Raw genomic sequence first — 22273 nt, forward strand, 5'->3', positions numbered from 1 at the left:
TATGCCTTTGACTATAGATTTAACGGGCAAACATGCTCTTGTGACGGGCGTGACGAGCGGCATTGGCGCTGGAATTGCCAGAGTGCTGGCTCAAGCCGGCGCAAATGTTTTTGGTTGTGGTCGGTCAGAGCTTGCTTCGAAAGGAGCTCAAGAATTTCTGTCCAATGGCAAAGATGAAGGCGTTTCGGTAGCCTACCGTCAGGTGGACGTACTAAGTGGTTTGGAGCTACAGGAATTGCCCTTGGTGATGGCTGAAGAATTTGGCGGAATTGACATCCTCATTTCCAATGCGGGAAACAATGTGTTTAAAGGCGCGGCGGGCTGCACTGAAGGCGAGTGGCAGCATAATATGGATTTGAATCTCGCCAGTCATTGGCGACTCGCCAACTACTGCCGTCCTTATTTGGAGCAGAATGGCGGCGTTATTCAGATCATGACGTCAAACCATGCATTTGCATCGATGCCGGGGTGCTTCCCATACAATGTCACCAAAACAGCGTTGACTGGTCTGGTGCGTAGCTTGGCCATTGAATGGGGGCCACGGATTCGAACCGTTGGCATTGCGCCGGGTTTTATCGATAGCGCTGGCAATGATAAATGGTTTGAAACCTTCCCCAATGCAGTTGAAGCGCGGGCTAAGACGATTGCAATGCATCCTGTTGGCAAACTGGGAACGCCCGAGGAAATCGGGGGCTGGTGTGCATTTCTTGCTAGTGATTACGCGGCGTTTGCCAGCGGCGCGACTTACATCATCGATGGTGGTCGACTGGCTCTATTGCAGGATTCTATGGGCAACTAAGAGCCAAAGAGCCAAGAACATATCCTGATGCGCAACGGCATGGATATTTGCGCGTTTGCCGGGATTGATTTATGAACCGCTTCGCTGAATTTTAGTATTTTGACACTGCCTACACCTGATGGTCGACTTCCAGTCCCATCATTCGAAGTAGTTCGTAGTCTGGCGTTCGGGTGTCGCCATCAGTGTCAATGATGGAAAAGTCCCCGGAGTAATCCCACATTGCCCAGCCAATGCCCAAGTGCTCGAAGCTATTTATCACATCGTGAATCCATGCTATTCGTGACTTGCGATCACAGTATTTTTTATAGACGCCAAACTCATTGCAAATTACTGGAACGCCTAGTTGCTTTCCAAGCTCTACGGCAGGTGCGAGGTATTCCCGGTATTTTTGTGCGTTCCAGCCTACATCAATGTATTCCTGCAATTGCCTTATGGCGTCCTCGTCACTCTGCCCATGGAGTAATTCTGGCGCATTAGAGGTTTTGGCAGGATAGGTCAGGCCAATCGTGTGCTCCATCCAGGGATTCCCCCATCCGGCTCCCTGATGGGTGAAGGATGAGGGCTCATACATGTGGAAATTGATGATTTGGTTGGAATCAGCCGGTAACTCAATTTCTAGCAATTGCGGTAATTGAGACCATTGGTCGCCGGTTACAACCTGAGTATGGTCGGGGGCATGCTCTCGAATCGCCTCGGCGCATCGCTGTTGGATCTGCGACCAGCGAGACGGGTTCCACAAGCAGGGCTCATTCAAAATTTCGAGCAATGTTTTTTCCGGGTCAAATGAGCTTAGATACGATGCGAAGGATCGCCAAAAAGTAATGAATGTGTCGACGGCTTCATCAGAACTTGCCAGGGCGTTTTTGAAAGGAGTCTCAGGATGGATGTCCACCATGACCGCCAAGCCAGCATCATGGCATGCTGATATTGCTTTGCCAATACGCCGCAGATACTGGTGGGGGAGTTTGTCTGGAGATCCCATTCCGAGAATCGGCTCACAGGCGATCGGCAAGCGCACATGGTCAAACCCCAGCATACTGATGAGCTCTATATCGTCGCGATCAAGGTGCGTATCAAAATGTTCGAAGGTGTAACCTCGGTCTGTATAGACTTGAGAAAACCAATGGCTCAGATTGATGCCTCGTCGGAATTGCGCGGCGCGCCGAAATGGGATTGAAGCTTGAATCATGGCATGTATGTCTGTGCTAACTGAGGCGTCATTGACTGGCTCATTGCGAAATGATGAGAACGCTGGTTGATCCTCAATTCATTATAGTAATCGATGCGGGCCAATGCGGTTAGTCGAATGCTGATTCGTATTATGCATATCTCCGATACCGGCTGCTTGGATGTTGTTATCGTAGAAGGGGTGGATGATCAGAAACTTGCCCCTGGAACCTTCGGCTAGCTTGAGGATATGAGCAGGCTGATAGTCTATATCTGTCCGGGCCTTTGTAGATTTCTGATCGTGCTGATTCTATAGGTGCTGAATCTGACGTTGGATCGTTTATGTGTTCAGTCGATCTCGTTTCGTTGCCTTGATAAGACAAAGAAAGGGCCAGTCCGAAAGCGAACTGGCCCTGTGTGCGAATTAAAGTTTTTCAGTTCTAAACGCGGCGGCGGCGGCGAGCAAATGCCAGAGCGCCGAGAGCAGAGCCGATAATTAGAGCGTAAGTGCCAGGCTCGGGGATGTTCGACATTTCGAAGTTGTCGAAGTCGATCGTGGTTGATCCACCTGCCAGCGGAGAGCGGTTACGGTAACCAAAGTTTTCGCCCGTAAGCGGGGATGTGTCGCTGACAATTGCCGATGTGCCGATTTGCGACGTGCCTGTGGCGTCATACAAGCTCAGGGTCATGTTGAGCGTGCTGCCGGCGATGGTTGCTTCGAGGCGCAAGGTGTAGGTGGTGTCTAGGTTGACTGCCAGGATGCTGCTGCCGCTGTTATCATCGGCCAGACCAGTGGAAGTTACGCTCAAGCTTGAGCCAGAGTCGCCGAGACGGAGGATGCGCAGTGTGCCCTCGCTGGATCCGCTATTGCCGTTGGCATAGCTGTAGTCCGCGAGGTAGTAGGCATTGCCACCGCTGGCGCCGGAGCCGCTGAACGCGCTGTCCGCGCCGAAGACGCCGAAGCCGAGCGTTTGGGCGGTGCCTTGCAGGTTGCCAAGGCTGGTAAGCGTGAACTGAGTTTCCATCGTGAACGACGTGTCTGCGTTCGTGACAGGCAGAGAGGCAGTAGACGGAGAGCCACCGCCCACAGTGTTGGAGTAGTTCCACTGGTATGAGCCGGAAGAAACCGTCCATTCGGCATCTGTGTTTTCGGCAGGAAATGCGGTGTTATCGCCGCTTCCGCTGAAGTCGTTCGTGTAAGGAATCGTTACGGCTCCAAGGGGGCAAACGCTAGCCAGGACAATAGATGTTAGGAGGGATTGTAATTTCATGGATCTTAATGGTTAACAAACATCGTATTCGACGCCAATTTATGGTTTGGGGTGGGCAATGCTTATTGTATCTCGCACCTACAGTGCATTGCTCGATACAATAGGCATTGGCGTGTTAACATAATAGCATGTTTCCCGTAGAGGGAGCTAGTTCATCTCTGCTTTCAGAATTGCATATTGCCGACCACGGTTGGGGGGCACTTATGTCAAAAACTGTATTTGGATTGATTGAGTTCTTTGTTTTGGGAGGAGAATCGTTGCGCATTTCGTCTGAAATTTGGCAATTTCGGCTCTGTGCGCTGAGGCTAGTCCTTAGTGGTCGGAGCCGCTGGAGTCGGCTGGGTGGACTTAACGCCGTCGACGTCTGATGCCAAGTCGGCGCGTTGCCAGGCGCGGACGTAATCGATCACGAAATCATCGGGCAAGGGCTCGTCCTGCAGCGGGACATTTGCCCAGCCACCGGATACATGGGTGAACATGATGTCGGCCGGGACATCGGAAATGCGCGGCGTTTCCCATTCGGCGACCAGACGTCCGTTGTTGTAAATCGCGGCGTAGCCGGGCAGCCAAAGCAGGCCGGTGGTGATGTAACCATCCTCGTCGTGCGCGACATAGATCTGCTCGGTGCCGGTTTGCTTGTGGTCTTTGCCATAGCCGTCCCAGTGGAAGGCGATGTTGTAGCGGTAGGGGCCCCAACCGCTGAGATATTCCATGATGTCAAACTCCATGCCGCCGCGACCGGTGTCGGCGCGTTTCCATTGAGGACCTTCGTCGATGCCGCGATCGGGCATGAGCCAAAGTGCAGGCCATACGCCGGGCGCGGTTGGGAGCTTCATGCGTGCTTCAAAGTAGCCATATCGCTGAACCCATTTTCCGTAGGTATCAAGAAAGCCGGATGCATAGTCGGTGACTTTACCATCGGGGTCGTCGTTGTGGTGACCGCGCTTTTTCTCGTAGCGCAAAATGGCTGTGCCGTCTTCGATGATTACATTGTCTTTGGAAAAGTGCGTGCGCTTGTCCCAATAGTTTTCGGTGTAGATATTCCACTTTGTCAGGTCAATGGTGTCGCCTTTGAACTCTTCCTCGAAGGTCAGTTTCCAATCACCCTCCACAGGCGGACGCTGGCCAACCCATTCGGGGAGCTGGATGCTTGGGGCATCGAGCTTGGCAGAAATGATTTCAATCACTTGCTTGCCGCCTTGGGCATCGGCGGAGACGATGAAGTTCTTTACCTTGTCGCTGGCAAAACGAGTGCCGGCGCCTTTCTCTCCATCCCAGTTTGTCTTGCTGGACCCGGTGATGCCGCGCCATGGAGTTTCCGGAATGAAGGAGACGATGATCTCGCCGGTTTCTCCGGGTGCGATGGGGCTCTTGGGCTGGCTGCCGCTCGTGGGGCCTTTTTCGCTATCCAGTTTGATCGTCGGGGAAATGCTGGAGCGACCCATATTGCGAACTTTGAAGACGACTTGGTTGCCGTCGATCAGGCGCCACTTGCCTTGCGGCGGTGATACCTTCACATATTGGCCTTTATCGCTGAAGGCGATTTGCAGCGCGTTTTTATCCTCGGGGGATGGGCGCACGTGGGCATCGCCGTGAACCTTTACTTGCTTGTCCACATCGAGAGGAATGCCTTGCCCCAGGATGTAGCCATTCTGCGGGTCGACTTTGATTTTGCTCGGGTCGACTGGCGGCTTCTCACCGGACGGTCCACCAGCCACCAGCGATTGGATCAGCAGCTTGCGCTCGTCCTTAACTTTGCCGGTGAAGACGAGGATACGGGTGATTTTGGCCGGGTCCAGCTTGTAGCTGGGCTTGTTGCCATTGGAGTAGCCGAAAATGACTTTGACCGTTTTGGTTTGGCCTTCTTTCAGGTAAGTATTCTCGGTGTTCCATGGCGAGGAGCCGGGCTCATAGGCGTTGTCAACGCGCAGGCTTACCGACATCGACTCTTTACCAATGTTGGTGACGGTCACGGCGACATGGCCGTAGTTTGATAAATCCCAGGAGGCGCCAGTGGTGGGCTGAAACTCTATGCCGGGATAATTTTCACTGCCGGGTGTGACAGTCATGACCACACCGGGTTCGCTGGCGTTCGTGCTTTCCTCAACCGTGACTTGGGAGGAACTGGGTTTGATGGACTCGGTGACCGTGGGGGAATCGAGATCCAGGATTTCTTGGGTATCGGCGGCGTGGCTGTTGAGGCCGCTGATACTGAAAGCGAGAAGCAACAATGCATTCAATTTTCGCATCTGTAAATGTATCGGATGTTGGAGTACGGGGTGTTAAGGAGAAGCAGCAGTGTGGCAGGAGCCTCACTGCGCTTGGTGATGGATAGACTATATACGCTTTCTTGCGTTTCGGGTAGTCTATAGCTGATCTGAATTATGGTGAATTTCAGAGCGGAGAAAATGGCCTGATTCATGATTTCAGATCACTCAATCCTGTTGCAGTGATGGACTAAGCCTGGAAGTCGGAGCGAGTAGGGAGAGGGGCGGAGAATCGCTTGATGGCCGTCGAGAGAAGATTGTCGCATGGATTTTAATCAATTAGAGAGCCCTTGTTTTGTGAGTTGTTGATATCCATTTAGCATTTGTCGACTATGTCAGGTATCGACCGTTTTTTTGTGGCAAGCCGACCATGAGTCTACAAAGATACTTTTCTGAAAACCGACCTCACACCGCAAAGGTATCTTCTGAATTCCCCCAAATTTCTCGTTACCGATGAGCACAACATCCACTTCTTTCCCGGATAATTTTACCTGGGGCGTGGCCACATCCTCCTACCAAATCGAAGGCTCGCCCGATGCTGATGGGAAGGGGCCGTCCATATGGGACGCTTTTACCCAGCAGGAGGGGAAGATTTGGAACGACCACGATGGCCGCATCGCGTGTGATCATTATCAGCGATATCGTGACGATGTGGAACTGATGGCCAAGATGGGCATCAAGGCGTATCGGTTTTCAGTATCGTGGCCGCGGGTGGCGCCCGATGGGTTTGGCCCGGTGAACCATGACGGGCTGGCGTTCTATGATCGCCTCGTTGATACCTTGCTTGAGCATGGCATTGAGCCTTGGGTGACGCTCTTTCATTGGGAGCTGCCGTATGCATTGCATCTGCGCGGTGGCTGGCTTAACCCGGATATCGCCGGACATTTTGCGAGGTATGCCGGCGTGGTGACCGAGCGCCTGTCTGATCGCGTGAGTAACTGGATTACCATTAACGAGCCGCAGTGCTTTCTTGGCTTGGGTTATTTGACTGGTGAGCATGCGCCCGGCCTGAAGTGCTGTTTGAAAGAGGTGCTCCTGGCAGGGCACAATGTGCTGCTGGCTCACGGACGCGCGGTGATGGCGATTCGGGAGAAGGCAAAAAAGCCGGCGCAGATCGGCTGGTCGCCAGCGGGGCCAATCTACTGCCCAGCGACACCTCGGCTCGAAGATATCAAAGCTGCGCAACAAGCAATGAAGGCCATTTTTCCCGGCACGATTTGGAACAATCGCTGGTGGGTGGACCCAGTGGTGCTCGGTGGCTACCCGGAGGATGGCATGCTGGTGTATGGTAAGGATGCGCCAAAGGCGCCTGATTCGGATTTCGACATCATTAAGCAGCCGATCGATTTCTTTGGGTGCAATATCTTCCAAGGCGTCCCGGTGAAGCCAGGGCCGGATGGAGCGCCCGTTATGGCGAAGCAATCGCCCGGTCAGCCACTGTCGCTCTACGAATGGCATCAGGCGCCAGCGTCTCTTTACTGGGGTCCGCGCCTGATTCAGGAGATGTATGGCCTGCCCATTGTCATCACGGAAAACGGTCTTTCAATCGGTGATCAGGTTAACCGCGATGGGGGAGTCCATGATCACAACCGTATCGATTTCCTTGTCGAATATTTGATCTCTTTAAAGCGAGCGCTCGATGAGGGGATCGATATTCGCGGTTATTTTCACTGGTCGTTCATGGACAACTTCGAATGGCAAGAGGGCTACAAGCACCGGTTTGGTTTGGTCTATGTCGACTACGAGTCGCAACGTCGCTTGCTCAAGGATTCGGCTTTTTGGTACAAGGAGCTGATCGAGACCAACGGCGAGAGCCTGAATCAATACATAAATACCACGGAAGCGCCGCAGCCGTATATCATCAAGGCGACGATTCGCTATGTGGATGAGAATATTCGGGAGAATTTTAACATTAAAACCATCGCCGCGCACCTGAAGTGCCACCCTGACTTTTTGAGCCGCGCGTTCAAGCAACACACGGGAAGAAACTTAAGCGACTACATTCGCCGGTCACGCATTGATCTGGCGATGGAGAAGTTGAGAACGCCGGGCATTTACATCAACGATGCTGCGGATGAATCCGGCTTCTCGGACCCGGTTCACTTTGCCAAGGTATTTCGGAAACTAGTGGGCATGACGCCGGGGCAATACCAGAAGCAGTATCGTGCATCACTGGAGCCGTCTTCGCCTGATTCACCGCTGCCACTTTCGCAACCACGGTCGTCCGGATTTTTTGACTAAATCAGGCATCGTTCAAGCCCATTGATTATCTGCCGGAGAAAATTTATGGTCGGCCTGTCTGTTTATTTTTTGCAATGAGTAAGGGCGGTCGATTGCTGATAGAGTTCGTGCAGCCGTTGAGTTGAAGGCGTCAATCTAGACTCTGCTTTGGGGCAAAACGATCGGAAGTTTTTCTTGGAGTCGAAAATTGCTTGATAAGCCGAGAGGCATTCACTGCGCAAAAAAAACATTCCGATATCGCATGGCGTATCGGGCGCTCGACTGTTGCTGCTATTGGGCGAAACCGGGTAAGAGTCCTTGACATATTCACTCATGGCGGGATTACTGGAGGGACTTGAGCCACAGATCATCGTTTAAATGCGGCATCTTCGGATGCTCAAGCTACTATGAAAGCTCTTGCCAGTCCGGATACTGCACTGCCTTGCTGTCTCAAACCGTTTTACGGATTTTGTATCCGTTTGTGGAATAGTGTCCTGAAGCCACTAGCCCGTAAGCTTGCTGGGGGCATGCGTCGCATGGGAACCGTGTTTTGTGGTGCTTCCTTGGGAACGCTTCTCGCAGTGAGCTTCATTTCAACACCGGTGAATGCCGACGATGCGCCAGCTTTGACGGCATCCCCCGGCTTCCTTACCGAAACTTTTTACGAGTTTAATAGAGCCTCGGCGATCTTACCCCTTGAGGAGAGCAACCCTACGCTTCCCGGTTATGTGACGCTGGAAGCAGCCGGAACTGGAGAGCCAGTCGAGCTGCAGATCGACCTTTTTCCCAGCATCAACTACAGCCCCGCGACGGCTTTCTATGGGTCACTGTTTCAATTCTCAACCGAACTGGGTACGCCAACGGCCATCGATGAAAGGCATCCACTGATCGTAAATAGTCATGGGTCCCTCAGTGTTTCCAATATACAGGCTCCGGACGATGCAACGGTTATCGGCAATGCCGCCATCTTAGCTCTCGGTCGACCCAACGGAAATGCGGATGGCATTGGCTCGGATGTCACGGTAAACGTATCGAATGATATCACGGTTAGCGGCGTCGGGACGGGAAATCCAGGTGCAGGAACGAATCCCATCACGCTATCTCCATCCGCCCTGCGCACCGCGCAACTGAGCGGCGTTACGGCGGTTTCTTGGGGGCTGCAGGATTCCGGCAACGAGTCTAACTCTCTCACCGGTACGACCGTTACTGTAAACACGGATGAATCAGCCAATATCACCGTGACGCAAAGCAGTGATGCCGTAATTACCGCCGGCATTTCTGCTTCGTCCGCTTCGGGGCCGGCAACCGACGGCTTCGGTACCGATGTAAACGGATTCCATAAGGTCGCAATCAGTCACAGCGGAGACATCACGGTTAATGCGCAAACGGGTGTAGGGATTTTTGCGAATACTACCGGAGCTCAGAAGAAAAATGATGATAGCGAAACGACTGCTGTCGGTGGTGAGGTCAAAGTCGACCTCAAAGAAACGGCCTCGATCACGACTTCGGGCGTCGGCATTTTTGCTTTAAGTGAGGTCTCACCGGTTTCAGATAAGGGTAAGGACACCATTGAAGGTGGTGAGGTCAAAGTCGACTTGGGCGAGCATACTTCAATCACTGCAGGAAATGAATCAGACGGCTCCACGCTGTCGATTGGCGTGTTGGCGGTCAGCGCCGCGAGCAATCAACTGCTCAACCCGTTCTCCAGTGTGGATGTGCCCAACGACTCGAAGGGAGACGGCAAGGGTGGCGGAGTGACGGTCAAGAACCACGGCATGATCACCACCTATGGCGATACTTCAGCTGGCATTGCGGCATTAAGCATCGGAGGCGCAAGCGTCGTTGCGTCCACGAATGAGGGGACGGCTCAGAATGATAGTTACCTGGGTGCGAACGATGCGTATAAAGGTGGTGGCAAGCAGGTCACGGTCGAGAATCTGGAGAGCGGCGTGATTTCCACGACCGGTTTGGCTGCACATGGAATGGTCGGCCTGAGCAGCGCCAGCGGTGGATTGCTGAACAACTTGGAGGAAGCGAACCGGGACCAGAACCCACCGGTTGGCCTGACCATCGGTAATGGCCCGTCTTCGAGCTCCGATATCGGTCACGATGGCGGCGATGTTAGCATGACGAATGCAGGCACGATTGTCACCGGAGCCGGCAGCGGCGACTCGATGGCCTCGGTCGGGATGCTGGCCCAGTCTATCGGTGGTGGAGGTGGCAGCGCGGGGAATAAAGCTTCACTCTTCGTTGGTGACAAGGGAGGAGCCGGCGGCCATGGCGGAACGGTAGACATTACGACCAAGAGCACGAGTTCGCTGACCACCAATGACATCAACTCTGTGGGCATCCTGGCTCAGTCCATCGGTGGCGGTGGCGGCAACGGCGGCAATGCGGAAGGGTTCTTTGTGGCTGTCGGTGGTGGTGGCGGCGCTGGCGGTGAAGGCGGCGACATCACGCTTAACTTCGATGGATCGCTCAGCACGAATCAAATGCACTCTGGCGGCATCATTTCTCAATCCGTTGGTGGTGGAGGCGGACACGGCGGAGGCGCGACCGCGGTCAGTCCTATCTTTTCTCCAGAAGATTTTAGCATTGGTGGAAGCGGTGGTTCGGGGGGAAGTGGTGGCATGGTGACGGCCACCCTCGCGGCGGATTCGACAGTATCCACGCTTGGAAACAATTCAGCTGGTCTAACCATTCAAAGTATTGGCGGTGGCGGTGGAACCGGCGGAGCGGCCACGACTTTCACGGCCGACGTTTTTTTTAGCCTTGCGGCGGCGGTCGGCGGCTCAGGAGAGGGCGGTGGCCACGGCAGCAGGGTGGTCCTGAACAATAGTGGTATGATTACTACCGGTAGTTCAGCCAGCGCTTCTCCTTCGGGGCAACCGGTCAATGAGGGCGCCGATTCCATTGGGGCTATTGTTCAATCGATTGGTGGTGGCGGTGGTCATGGGGGCTCTGCTTCGGCATTTGCAGGTGTCTTTGCCGCGACCGATGAAATTCCGATCGGCGTTGCTGTTTCTCTTGGACTTGGTGGCGAAGGAGCCGGGGGTGGCAATGGCGGTGACGCCTTTTTTAACCATGATGGATCAATCACGACTTGGGGTGATGGCTCTCATGGCGCCTTGGTTCAGAGCATCGGTGGTGGTGGTGGAAATGGTGGCGATTCCACAGCTTATAGCGCGGCGCTGACGGCCAAGGCCGATGGCGTGACGCTGCAAGCCAGCCACGGCGGTGTGGCCGGTAATGGGGGCGTGGGCGGCGGCGTGGCCGTTAATATTGAGGATCATCAAGAGGCCTTCACCACGCATGGGCAGAATGCCGCTGGCTTGGTGGCGCAGTCGATTGGTGGCGGTGGCGGCAATGGTGGTTTCGGCACGGCGAGATCCAGCAACATTAATTTGACGGGAGGCCAGACGGTGAATATTGGATTTGCTCTGGGCGGTAGTGGTGGTGATGGCGGACACAGTGGCGCCGTCGCAATTGCCAGTGCGGGTGATATCAGCACCAATGGCTCAGGTTCGCAGGGAATCCTGGCACAGTCCATCGGCGGCGGTGGCGGCAATGCCGGTGGTGGGAGCGTTGGAGGTGGTAATAACAACTACGAAGTAAACGTCGCGGTCGGCGCTTCTGGCGGTGATGGTGGCGATGGCGGTAGAGTGGGCGTTGCCAACGAAGGCTCCATTCAGACGACGAGGGGTGACGCGACCGGTATTTTGGCTCAGTCGATTGGCGGCGGTGGTGGCACTGGCGGCAGTGCCGATGTTCGGGCTCCGACCGGGTATCTTGGCAATGTGCTGGACACGTTTTCTCCGGCCTTGTCCTACAGCTCGGCTGTTTCAGTCGGTGGTACCGGAGGCAGCGGAGGTATGGGGGGGGACGTGGTTGTAGAAAACCTTGAGGGCGCTAGCATCAGCACCGAAGGGGTCCGTGCCTACGGTATTTTGGCCCACTCCATTAGCGGTGGCGGTGGCACTGGGGGCTCCGCCAACGCCAGTTCGAATGCGGCGCTTCTACCAGTGGTTCTCCATCGCGACTACGCTAGCTTCAGCATCAACGTCTCGGTTGGTGGCCTGGGCGGAAGCTCCCAAACTGGCGGTGTGGTTACGGTGGATAACCACTCGCTCGTTGAAACCAGTGGATATGCTTCTCATGGCATCGTGGCGCAGTCGATTGGTGGCGGTGGCGGAGTCGGTGCGGATGGCTCTTTGGATACGACAACGACGCTCAACCTCGGATTCATCGTTGATCGCGGTAGTGGCGCCAGCGGTCATGGCGGAGAGGTGCATGTTACCCAGGATGCGACGGTTACCACTACTGGTCACAATAGTTACGGCGTCCTGGCTCAGTCGATTGGCGGTGGTGGCGGGATCGCTTCACAGGGCACGGATATTGCCTCCACCGGCGGTAACATCGGTATTTTCCCGAACCCGGAAATGGGCATGAACTTTGGCTTCAATATCGATTCCAAAGAAGGCGAGTACATTAACGGTGGATCGGTCACCCTCAAGTTGAATGAGCCGGATGATCTCATTGCGAACCCTTCGACCACGACCACGGAAGGTGATTGGTCGATGGGGGTGGTGGCTCAGTCCGTCGGTGCGGGAGGCGGCAAGGGAGACACGATTTCTGGAACAAATACCACCGCTATTCCGAACCTCGACTTGCAACTTGGCGCGCTCAGCGGTAACGGGTCTGGCGGTTCGCTTGAAATTGATACGGTCGGAACGGCTAGCATCATGACGGGGACAGACACGAGCGGCTTTGGAGCCTATGGCCTGTTGGCTCAATCCATTGGTGGTGGCGGCGGCATTGCTACCGACGGGTCAAGCGCCGCCACGGGCAGTTTGAGTTTGGGAGGCCAGGCAGGTAGCGTCGACGGGGATGGCGGAACCATTACCCTTATTTCCGATGCGCTTTCGGTTCAGACCCAGGGAGCCGCCGCGCATGGCGTGGTGCTACAATCGATTGGCGGCGGTGGCGGTCTGGCTGGCACGGGTGCTAGCGCCGACTATTCGGGGAGCCTGACGGATACTAAAGCTCCAAGCCTTAGCCTTGGGGGACAAGATTCCATTGGCATTGGTCAGGCGATCACGATGGATGATGCTGTCGTTACCGTATCGACGAGCGGGGACCATGCATTCGGGTTTGTTGCTCAAAGTATCGGTGGAGGAGGGGGCATCGCCACCACCAAGCAAATGGGCGGTGATGTCGCGGTAGGCATGACCATAACCGATGGTAGCACTGACAGTGCAGGGCGCGATGGAAATGAAGTGGAGCTTACCTTTGCAGTGGGGAGCTCGATCAACACCACTGGGATAGGGGCTCATGGCGTTGTCGCTCAGAGCATTGGTGGGGGTGGTGGCATCGCCAATCCGGATTCCAGCAGTGGCCTTGATTTGAGCCCGGATCAACGTTCCGAAACGGCTTTAGGTTACGGGGGTGATGTCACCCTGAATTTGCACGGTTCCATCACCTCTCACGGTGATGGCGCCAACGGCGTGGTAGCCCAGGTCATTGGCGGTGGAGGCGGGCTATTCAATCAGTTTGCCGGTAGCACCGGGGGCGCAAGTTCCTCTGCTGATGGAAGTAGTAACGGGCTGCTGACTATCAACGTCGGGCATGAGGCGAGGATCCGGTCTCATGGTTCGACCACGAACACCATCCTCGCCCAAAACGCAGTGGGAAATGGCCAGTCGGGTAACACGATCACGATCACCGTCGATGGCATGGTCTCGAGCGAAAACGGCGCAGCCATTATGGTCAATGGCGGTAGGGGAAGCGAGACGGATGGCGTCACCAATTCTGTTACGATCAATCTCGGAGGTGAGGTCACTAGCAGTTACAACGAAAAAGCCATTCAGTTTGAGGGAATTGGTGGGAGCGAAGTTTATACGATCAACAACCATGGACTGCTTTCCGGTAGCGTCTCTGTCGATAGCACGGGCTCAGGGAGCCTGTTTTTCAACAATGAGACTGGCGTGTTCCATTCCGGGGAGACCGTCAACATGGTCATGGAGGACTCTGGCAGGTTTGTCGTGGGGGGGGCCGATATTGTGAAAACGGAGATGCACCAAAACTACATCCAATATTCGAATGCCGAAGCGATCCTGCAATTCGATGTCGAGTCCCAGGAGTCATTCGATCACTTGGTGTTTGGAACCGCATACGGGATGTTTAACGGCCTTCTGGAAATCATATTGACCGACAATGGCACGCAACTCCAGGTAGGGGATGAGATGACGCTCATCACCGCATCCACCGGCGAAACTGCACACAGCTTCTCAACGGAATTCTACGAAGATGCGTCATTCATAAATGTTCCGGAGAGCATGATCTTGGACCTGAATGTGGATAGCGGCGCCCTGGTGCTGAGCGTTGTCGCCGTCCCGGAACCTAACTCTACCCTACCGGTTGGTTTGGCTGTCCTCATTTACCTTTTAAGGCGTTCGAGGTATTCCCGTGGTGCTTAGAAATTCGTCTGACCTTAATATACGCAAGGGGTTGAAGACTTCCGGTGGTAGCGTTAAGTATGTTACAAATGGAGGGGAAATTGGCTCTCATGATCAGTGCCTGGCGTTGGCTGAAGGGGAGGAGGCTTTCTAGCTTTGGCGGAAATGGTGCGAATGGGTCCCGCCATTATCAAGTATAACTGAGAGCCTTGGAGTTGAAGATACGGCACGGTTAGTCCGTTGGTTCATTTCGAATTAGCAGCTAGACTATATTCGATGGAAAAGTATTGTAAGCGGTTACGCATTTTGTTTTCCTGAAACCGCACTGTTTCGAGCATGCGTTCTTTAGCTTCATATTCGAAGTGCGTGCATTGCAGCGGTTGAGTTCGCTTAAACTGCTTTTGATAAACCCCATCTTGAACGCCGTGAGCTATCTGATTCACGGCATCTATGAACTCATAACTCTTGTCTATCATGATTCGGAATCTCAAAATGTTAATTGTAATCTTGGGCCTGACCGCGGCTAATCTCCTTCACGCAGGGCCGCTGTCGGTTATTGTGCCGGCGTATTTTTATCCCACCCCGTCGGGTAGTGATTGGGATATGATTGGCGTTGGATTGGATGCCGGCGCTGATATTATCACTGTGATGAATCCCGCCAGTGGGCCCGGGGCATCCTACGATGTCAATTATGATAACGCCGTTGATAACCTAAGGCTAAAGGGAGGTTTGGTTATTGGATATGTTCCGACAACTTACAGCGCCAGACCTATTGCCCAAGTGAAAGCGGATATTGATCAGTATGTTGCCTGGTACGACATTGACGGCATTTTCCTTGATGAAACCTTGGGAGACGGCGCATTGGGCACTCTTCAGTATTACAGCGAGATTTATCACTACATCAAAAACAACTATCCTGGCTTCCTGGTTATAGGCAACGCGGGTAACGACGCCACCGATCTCTACCTTTGGTGGCCGGTGGTCGATGTGCTCGTGACTTACGAAGGCTACTCGTGGGATTATTATTCGGATTCCGTGCCTAGTTGGCGTTGGACGTTTTCTGAGGACTATTTTGCGATGATTGTACATTCGATGGTCGCTACCCCGTCAGAGTATTACGTCAATGAGATCTCTGATATCGCGCGTAGTCGTAATACGCGATACATTTACATTACGGATGAAACTTTCGCGGGGAATCCATTCGATCAGCTGCCAAGTTTTTGGTGGGAGTTGATGTATGATGTAATCTATCGCTAACTGCCTCTGCGATTATTTGTTCTTTTGTTGGTGGCGGAGCTGTGTGCTCCGTCCCCTTTTTATCTAGTTGTTCAGCAACCCTCTACGGGGAAGATCAAAAATTTTTCTTGCGAAATAAAGTGTAAACGCTTACGCAAATGTTTGTTTCTTCAAAAACTCTACTTTGAGGAAGCGTCCGTTGAGCGGCTTATCGTATATCCAATTCAACACCAATAGCACCATGAATAAAGCATCTGCAGGCATGATCGCACTCTTTACGGCCGCGATCACCCTATCTTCGCCCGCCGAAGCCCGTGGCCCGATGTCCGGCGTCACGTCCGACTCGAAGTTCATCATCTATTACGGTGATGACTACTACTCATCCAATACCGGTGACCCCAGCACCTGGGTGCTGGACAGCACGATTATGAGCGGCCTTGCGTCGTTTGACGTTGTCGTGATTAATCCTGGTCAACCACACTGCACGCCGGAAGTTGTCAAATACTTGAAGGACAACGGTGTCGATTACGTCATCGGTTACATCAGTATTGGCGAGGACTTTATCAACGACGCGATTGAGGATCCTCTGGCTGGTGGTTCTGGCATGGTAAAGTATGACTCGGCCACCGGTGACCTCATCCCGACTCCCGGCAATACGCTGCAAAGCTTTTATGTCGATGTGGATTCTCAAACGGTTACCTACGATGGTACGGGGCGCGCCATTTCCGTTACGACAACTGCGCGCCTTACGCCCGATGGCAATCCGGACTATAATCCAATCTTCCTGGGGTACATGGTAAATCCGGATACGAACTGGCGCTGGGTTCTGAACAATATGCGTATCGGTGGCACTGGCGTGACTGGTCGTTCGTTGACGGCAGGCCTTGCGCAAATTGCTGGTGCATGGGACACGGCGAACTTACGTGATCGCTCAACTAACTTCGGTTGCGATGGCTTTTTCCTCGATACCCTGGACACCGCCGGACCGTATGATGCGGCGGGTTGGTATCCCTGGACTGTGGATGAAATGCGGGACACCGTGAAATATATTAGCGATAACTATACGGACAAAGTTGTGTTCGCTAATCGTGGCGCATTCTACTTCAGCGCCGGCTTGCAGAGTCCTGTGACTGGCGAGTATCCGATCGACTACTCAATCCGTCCTTATATCAACGCCTTCCTTTTTGAAAGCTTCCGCTATGACAGTGATCCAGGCACCGACGGTCCTGGTGGAATCTCGGAATACTACAATGAAAACCGCTACAATGTGGCGCCCAAGGTATTTGCGGAAGCGAATCGTGACGACGGCTTTACCATGTTCAGTCTGGAGTATGAGTCTGGCCGTACGGGGATTGTGACCGATGCGTTTAATACAGACATCCGGGAGTTTGGCTACATCGGCTACCTCTGCGAAGATGGTTTGCTAATTACAGTCGACACAGACTTCGCGAACTTGCTGCCGGATTCGTCGAATGACAACAACGCGCCGACTTGGGACACCACGGGTAACGTGCTCTACAACACCGCTTCGACTTCGTTTCGCGTTGGCGTGCAGGAAGTGGAAGAGGGCAGTGCCGTGACTGAAGCAATCGTTCGTTGGGATGTCGCCATCGATCAGTCCTATCCGATCACTTACGATATCATCGTCACTGATATCGCCGCCAGCACGTCGACCACTTATTCGGACGTCGCCTTCGACGCCAACCCGGCTTGGGGGCATGATCCGGCGAACAGCTCGGCCAATGAATACACCATCACGGGCCTGACCGCTAACAAGAACTACAACTTCAAGGTCGTGGCCAAGGATGCCTTCGGAAATCAAAACACCGAAGACACAGGTCTGAACTACTACGCTTCCGCCGCGCTCAGTAATCCGATTTTGAATAGCGCAATTACGCTAGACGGATTATTGTCTGAATGGGGTTCGCTAAGCAGCTATATCGGGGATCCAGATGACGTGGTTGGAGTGAGTGATTCGAGCCACATTTCTGGCTCCGGTAATCAAGCGAACTGGCGTCAAATTCAGGTGGCGCACACGACGGACACGGGCACCCTCTATTTCGCCTATACCAACGATACGAATATCTACGTGAGCTGGGGCTTCCAGATCTTCATTGATACCGACGACAATCCTGCGACAGGTTTCCAAGGTTCATTCGCTGGCATCGCGAATTTTCCGATTGGCGCCGACTACTTGATCGAAGGTGTCAACGTCTACCAGTACAATGGCACTGGCCTTGACTGGAGTTGGATTGCAGCCCCGGCAGCCGGCGGTTTTCAAGTGGGTCGCATCTGGAGTGGAACGACGGGCGAGGTCTATTTGCCGCTGAGCTGGATTGGCAGCCCAACGGGGACCATGAGTTTTGTCTGTTTCGGAAATAACGAGTTCTATACTGGAGTCTCGGGTGAGTACGATTGGTATCCCGATGGCGCTACCAGCGGAGCGTCCTTCCGCTACTCGTTCTAGCTAATATTAGCATAGGAAAATTTTCCATAAATACGTCCAGTAGTGGGGCGGCGCGGGGGATCTCGCGCTGCTCTTTTCTTGGAGTTTTTATCTTATTTGATTCGTAGTCGTGCACACATTGCAGACCACTATTTATTAGAAAAATATTCCAAAGGGCTTGACTTCCTTTACATTTGCGTAAATGTTTACGCAATAATTTTGAAACAGCTTAACCCCGCGTATACATCATGCGATCAATAGACTTTTCTTTGGATTTTCATCGAACCTTAAAGCGTTCATTACAGGGTATTGCTGGCTTATCTTTGGTGGTTGCGCCAGCGCTTGCGATCGACACTGTATCAGTTGGGCATGCCGGGAGCGGCGCTTTACAAGTAGGGATTAAAGAGTCAGCTGCTGAAGTTCAGCAAACGCGTGTCATGTTTGATATCGACAGCGATTCCAGTAGTGGCTTCGGCGAATACGGCGCTGACTATATGATCGAAGGCGCGACGCTTTACGCTTATCCGGCTTATGCCACTGGCTGGGAGTGGGAGCAGGTGGGGGTCGTGCCGCATATGGTTTCCGATGGGTGGCTTACTTACACCATCAACGACCTGCCAAAGTTTAAGGTGATGCGGCTTTATGTGGAGAATTTCGATGCTGATTGGAGCGTGGTTGAACGCTATCCTGAGACCGATGCTATTTCAATCGATTACGCACAGTTAGAGCCAGCGAATCCTGTCTCGGATACTGGTTTCCGGGGTAGCCTTTACCGAAGTGGCCGGAATGGACTGGCGGTGAAAGTGTTGGGAGATGGCGTGGAGCCCGCGCGACTGCGTGTCCTGATCAACAACGACGGCGATACCGCGACGGGTTTAGCGCCTTTTGGCGCAGACTACATGATTGAGGGGCTGACGCTTTACCAGCATGCTGGCACGGACAACGGCTGGAATTGGACACCGCTCTATCAACTGACGCCCGAAGTCAACCCTGGCGGAGTCGTGTATCCCATCGATAATATCGAAACCGGGGAATCGATGGAGTTCGGCGTTGAGAGGACGAACAGTAATTGGGAAGTGTTGGATCGGTATCCCGCGCAAGGGCTTAAACGGGTGAATAAAGACACGATGGGTGACTACTCTTTCAACGGGCCCGACCAACAAGTCGGGCCTAAAAAATATCTAGTTGAGGAGCTCATCGAGTTTGTGCCCGATGCGTTGAGCATTTCCTTCAACGAACGATTCGATTCTTTGCCTTGGAATGATGCGAGGCTGTCTGAACCCACTTGGGATGCGACGGGTTTTGCTGAGCCACTCAAATTGCGATTTGAACTCTGCGATGCAAAGTCTGGCGAAGTCTTTGACCTGCAGCCTGATCGCGTGCGCCGAGCTGAAGGACTGATCCAGTGGCAAGGCAAAGCGGACGGAGTCGCCTGGCGCGTCATTGCGCAATCATCCGAGCACGGGGATCTGGAACTGTATGCCCAGCTAAAGAGTGAAGGGGAGAGGCTGCTTCGTTTTAGCATTGGAGTGCAGACGCCGTTTGCCGGGTGGACGTGGCATGACGACGTGCAATTTGCCCGTGAGATTAAATCCGACAATATCGAATACGCGCATGTTGGAAGCAGTCCTTACGGGATGGACAGTAGTGTCTCGAAGTATCCATTTGGTGTTGTTGACAATGGCGCGCAGGCGCTCGTGCTCGAAACGGATTTAAGCGAGCCTTGCGTGTTTAAAATTTCGGCAAACACTGATCGGGATCAGCTCGTGATCGACTATCATGTCGCGCTTACGCCATTGACCAAAAAATTCCCGGGTCAGGCAGCGTTCCACGTTTCATTGCGGAGTCGGCCGACAGTGGAGGGGCAGGCATTTCGTCAAGCGCTTTCAGAATTTTATCAGCGGAATGCATCTCTTTTTGAGCGTCGCCCAGATGAGGTTGGTCTTTGGATGCCCTTTACGGATATCTCAAAAATTCCGAGTCCAAAGGATTTCGGTTTTGCCTACTATGAGAAGGGCGGCGCAATCGGATCGGACGTCGATTTCTGCCACGACAACGGTGTGCTGACCTTAGTTTACACTGAGCCATGGCTCTACTGGCTGCCAATGCCAAGTGGGATGGAGCGGACGCCAGACAACGCCATTGGCATGATGGAGCGCCTCGCAGTGAGCGGCTTTGGCAAGGCGAATGAATTTGCATCGGGTGGTGTGTTAGGCGCCGCGAGAAAGCCCGATGGCGAGATCAATATGACCTTCTCGGATGTGCCTTGGAATTCAGGCGCCCGTATGGAGGTCAGCACCGATCCTGAGTTGCCAACTACGTCGGGGGCGCCGGTTAATCGCGCAATGGCGGAGTTTTATTTCATGCGGGAGCAAGTTGCACATGAGAAGGTGGATGGCATCTACCTAGATTCGCTTTCAGCCATGTTCATCATGGACTACAACCCTGAGGCCATGGCGGTGACGAACTACCCCGCAACGTTTACCACCGAAGCTATGAAGCCAGGACTCGCTACGCCTATTGCCGCGTATGAATTCATCGCGGGATTGGGTGGCTACATGAGTGAACATGGCAAGTATCTGATGGGCAATTTTCCTTGCTGGAATTTTCCGTTCTTTATGCCCTATATCGACATTCCGGGTGAAGAGACACATTGGTTTCATGAAGGGCATTACGAGCGCATGTCTGACCGTGAATTGAACTACCGACGCGCGATGTCAGGCCAGAAAGCCTGGGGCTTTTTGATGAATGGAAAATACGACCACTTTGAGGCAGAGTTTGCTAAGCGCTATTTTGAGGACAGTCTATACTGGGCATTTCAACCAAGCCTTTTTAGTCACGATGCCGCCAATGATCCATACTGGGAAAACGCTGCATGGTATGAGCGTGATCGGCATTGGTTCCAGCGTTACATGCCTTGGATTCAGCGGCTGGCGAATGTTGGCTGGCAACCGGTTGGACCGGCGCTGTCGTCCAATGATTCTATCGAGTTTGAGCAGTTCTATGGCGATCGCGATTCAGCGCAATTCATAACCGTGCGCAACACTGCTAAGGCGCCGGCCTCTGGTCAGATCGCATTAGCGCTAGCCGGAGAAGCAGAGGATTGGATTGTGCTGAACCCCTTAGCTGGCGATGCCGGATGGCTTTCGGTAAATGCTAATGGGCGTGCAGAGATTCCAGTCTTTCTGCAACCTGAGCAAGTGCGCTTTTTCATGATTTTCCGCAGCAGTGAAATCTCGAATGAAATGGATTTCCTCCGTAGTTGGAAAGATGGTCTGGGACAAGCCGAACAGTTGCTTAGTCAGTTGAAATCGATGCAGGATCAGCAGGCGCTGGAGATGAGGCTCCTGATCAGTTTGCCACAGCCTGCAGTGCGTGGTTTGGAGCAGGACATACGCATCCAAATTGAAAACGTGAGCAGCGCCGCTTTGCTAGTTGACCGAGTTAGCTTATTGTCCGTAGGGGCATCGATCGAAAAGAAGCCAGACGTCGCTTTGGCCGCTGGCGAGATGCGTGAATTTGAGCTGACTGTTCCTGCGAATTTTGACGAGGATACGTTCCGCCTAAGCTTTCTGATTTCAAAAGAAGGCGTGGCGCATAGCTTGGCGATTCCGCTTTCCTGGAAGCGCTTGAATCCTGTCGATGTCGCCTTGCCGCAAGACAAGGTGATTTCGATTCAGGAGATCGCTCAAATTCCTCTGCGCATGACGAATTTGCTCCAGCAGGTCAGCTTGGTCGATGTCCGTTGGAGTGGCGATTTTGGGGAGGGGCGTAAGGCATTTCCGCTAAATGCGGGCGAAGAGAAAACTATCTACATCCCGATTCCTGCTGCTGGACGCGAGTCCGGTTCAGTTGAGCTGAAGGCATCAGGGATGGGCTTTGAGATATTCGATAGCGAGGTGAAGCTACAATTCCTGGGCCAGCAGGCGAGTGTGGTGCGTGACACCGCAGTGCTTGTGGAAACAAGTAGCGATTTTCCAGGTTATGGCCCTTCACCGCTGCGCGATGGCGTTACCCAGCCGCCTGCTAGCATGGCGTTTAACGAAGCTGCCTGGGCTTCGGAGGAATCAGCTTCGCCACATTGGGTCCGCTTTGAATTTCCAGAGCCCGTCGAGATAAGTGAAGTAAAGCTCTATTGGAATAATGAGGGTGGCGTCACATATACATCTCAAGAGGGGGTCATACAGGGGCGCACTATAGACGGAGATCGACGCCAGTTGACTCGTTTTCAAAACGATAAGACAACTGATGTGACGACAGTTGTTTTTGAGCCTGCCACCTTGGCGAGTTTAGAGATTCTCCAACCTGCGCGGCGTGGCCCGGAAATTCGACCCAATATCCTTTGGCTGACAGAAATCGAAGTGCGTTAGCTTGGCGTTGAACTGGCAGCTTTGCCGTTTTTCTACGTATAT

10 protein-coding genes are annotated in these 22273 nt (G+C 53.4%); 6 read left to right on the forward strand and 4 right to left on the reverse strand.

What is annotated here, in order from left to right:
• The first annotated feature begins 1 nt into the window (after window position 1).
• Window positions 2-799: an SDR family NAD(P)-dependent oxidoreductase gene (locus RBB63_RS08920; RefSeq protein ID WP_309383267.1), complete on the forward strand. Its 798-nt coding sequence runs from the start codon at window positions 2-4 to the stop codon at window positions 797-799.
• Window positions 800-908: 109 nt separating this feature from the next.
• Here RBB63_RS08920 and RBB63_RS08925 read toward each other — a convergent pair whose 3' ends face one another.
• From RBB63_RS08925 to RBB63_RS08935, 3 genes are all read right to left on the reverse strand, one after another.
• Window positions 909-1988, reverse strand: coding sequence for a glycoside hydrolase family 5 protein (locus RBB63_RS08925; protein ID WP_309383271.1), 1080 nt, complete (start codon window positions 1986-1988; stop codon window positions 909-911).
• A 418-nt stretch (window positions 1989-2406) separates the two neighbouring features.
• On the reverse strand, window positions 2407-3237 hold the full coding sequence (locus RBB63_RS08930) for a PEP-CTERM sorting domain-containing protein (protein ID WP_309383273.1): 831 nt from the start codon (window positions 3235-3237) through the stop codon (window positions 2407-2409).
• 305 nt (window positions 3238-3542) lie between these two features.
• On the reverse strand, window positions 3543-5486 hold the full coding sequence (locus RBB63_RS08935) for a family 16 glycosylhydrolase (protein WP_309383277.1): 1944 nt from the start codon (window positions 5484-5486) through the stop codon (window positions 3543-3545).
• 471 nt (window positions 5487-5957) lie between these two features.
• Here RBB63_RS08935 and RBB63_RS08940 point away from each other — a divergent pair, with 471 nt between their 5' ends.
• Both RBB63_RS08940 and RBB63_RS08945 read left to right on the forward strand, forming a co-directional pair.
• Complete coding sequence (locus RBB63_RS08940; RefSeq protein ID WP_309383278.1) at window positions 5958-7745, forward strand: GH1 family beta-glucosidase; 1788 nt, start codon at window positions 5958-5960, stop codon at window positions 7743-7745.
• 560 nt (window positions 7746-8305) lie between these two features.
• On the forward strand, window positions 8306-14200 hold the full coding sequence (locus RBB63_RS08945; protein ID WP_309383281.1) for a beta strand repeat-containing protein: 5895 nt from the start codon (window positions 8306-8308) through the stop codon (window positions 14198-14200).
• A 224-nt stretch (window positions 14201-14424) separates the two neighbouring features.
• Here RBB63_RS08945 and RBB63_RS08950 read toward each other — a convergent pair whose 3' ends face one another.
• A complete protein-coding gene (locus RBB63_RS08950; RefSeq protein ID WP_309383283.1) occupies window positions 14425-14655 on the reverse strand; it encodes a hypothetical protein in 231 nt (76 codons plus the stop codon).
• A gap of 16 nt (window positions 14656-14671) precedes the next feature.
• Between RBB63_RS08950 and RBB63_RS08955 the strand changes: the two genes are divergently transcribed.
• The 3 genes from RBB63_RS08955 to RBB63_RS08965 all read left to right on the forward strand — a co-directional run bounded on the left by RBB63_RS08955 (window position 14672) and on the right by RBB63_RS08965 (window position 22231).
• Window positions 14672-15436 (forward strand): spherulation-specific family 4 protein, encoded by a 765-nt coding sequence (locus tag RBB63_RS08955; RefSeq protein ID WP_309383285.1) that lies wholly within the window; start codon window positions 14672-14674, stop codon window positions 15434-15436.
• A gap of 220 nt (window positions 15437-15656) precedes the next feature.
• Window positions 15657-17882 (forward strand): fibronectin type III domain-containing protein, encoded by a 2226-nt coding sequence (locus tag RBB63_RS08960; protein WP_309383287.1) that lies wholly within the window; start codon window positions 15657-15659, stop codon window positions 17880-17882.
• A 416-nt stretch (window positions 17883-18298) separates the two neighbouring features.
• Complete coding sequence (locus RBB63_RS08965; protein ID WP_309383289.1) at window positions 18299-22231, forward strand: discoidin domain-containing protein; 3933 nt, start codon at window positions 18299-18301, stop codon at window positions 22229-22231.
• Window positions 22232-22273 lie beyond the last annotated feature (42 nt).

Origin of the sequence: Cerasicoccus frondis (assembly GCA_031296915.1) — a bacterium.
Classification (GTDB): domain Bacteria; phylum Verrucomicrobiota; class Verrucomicrobiia; order Opitutales; family Cerasicoccaceae; genus Cerasicoccus; species Cerasicoccus frondis.

Excerpts from the sequence above, each read along its gene's own strand:
- RBB63_RS08920 (WP_309383267.1), top strand. The coding sequence starts at position 2 with ATGCCTTTGACTATAGATTTAACGGGCAAACATGCTCTTGTGACGGGC.
- RBB63_RS08925 (WP_309383271.1), bottom strand. The coding sequence starts at position 1,988 with ATGATTCAAGCTTCAATCCCATTTCGGCGCGCCGCGCAATTCCGACGA.
- RBB63_RS08930 (WP_309383273.1), bottom strand. The coding sequence starts at position 3,237 with ATGAAATTACAATCCCTCCTAACATCTATTGTCCTGGCTAGCGTTTGC.
- RBB63_RS08935 (WP_309383277.1), bottom strand. The coding sequence starts at position 5,486 with ATGCGAAAATTGAATGCATTGTTGCTTCTCGCTTTCAGTATCAGCGGC.
- RBB63_RS08940 (WP_309383278.1), top strand. The coding sequence starts at position 5,958 with ATGAGCACAACATCCACTTCTTTCCCGGATAATTTTACCTGGGGCGTG.
- RBB63_RS08950 (WP_309383283.1), bottom strand. The coding sequence starts at position 14,655 with ATGATAGACAAGAGTTATGAGTTCATAGATGCCGTGAATCAGATAGCT.
- RBB63_RS08955 (WP_309383285.1), top strand. The coding sequence starts at position 14,672 with ATGTTAATTGTAATCTTGGGCCTGACCGCGGCTAATCTCCTTCACGCA.
- RBB63_RS08960 (WP_309383287.1), top strand. The coding sequence starts at position 15,657 with ATGAATAAAGCATCTGCAGGCATGATCGCACTCTTTACGGCCGCGATC.
- RBB63_RS08965 (WP_309383289.1), top strand. The coding sequence starts at position 18,299 with ATGTTTGATATCGACAGCGATTCCAGTAGTGGCTTCGGCGAATACGGC.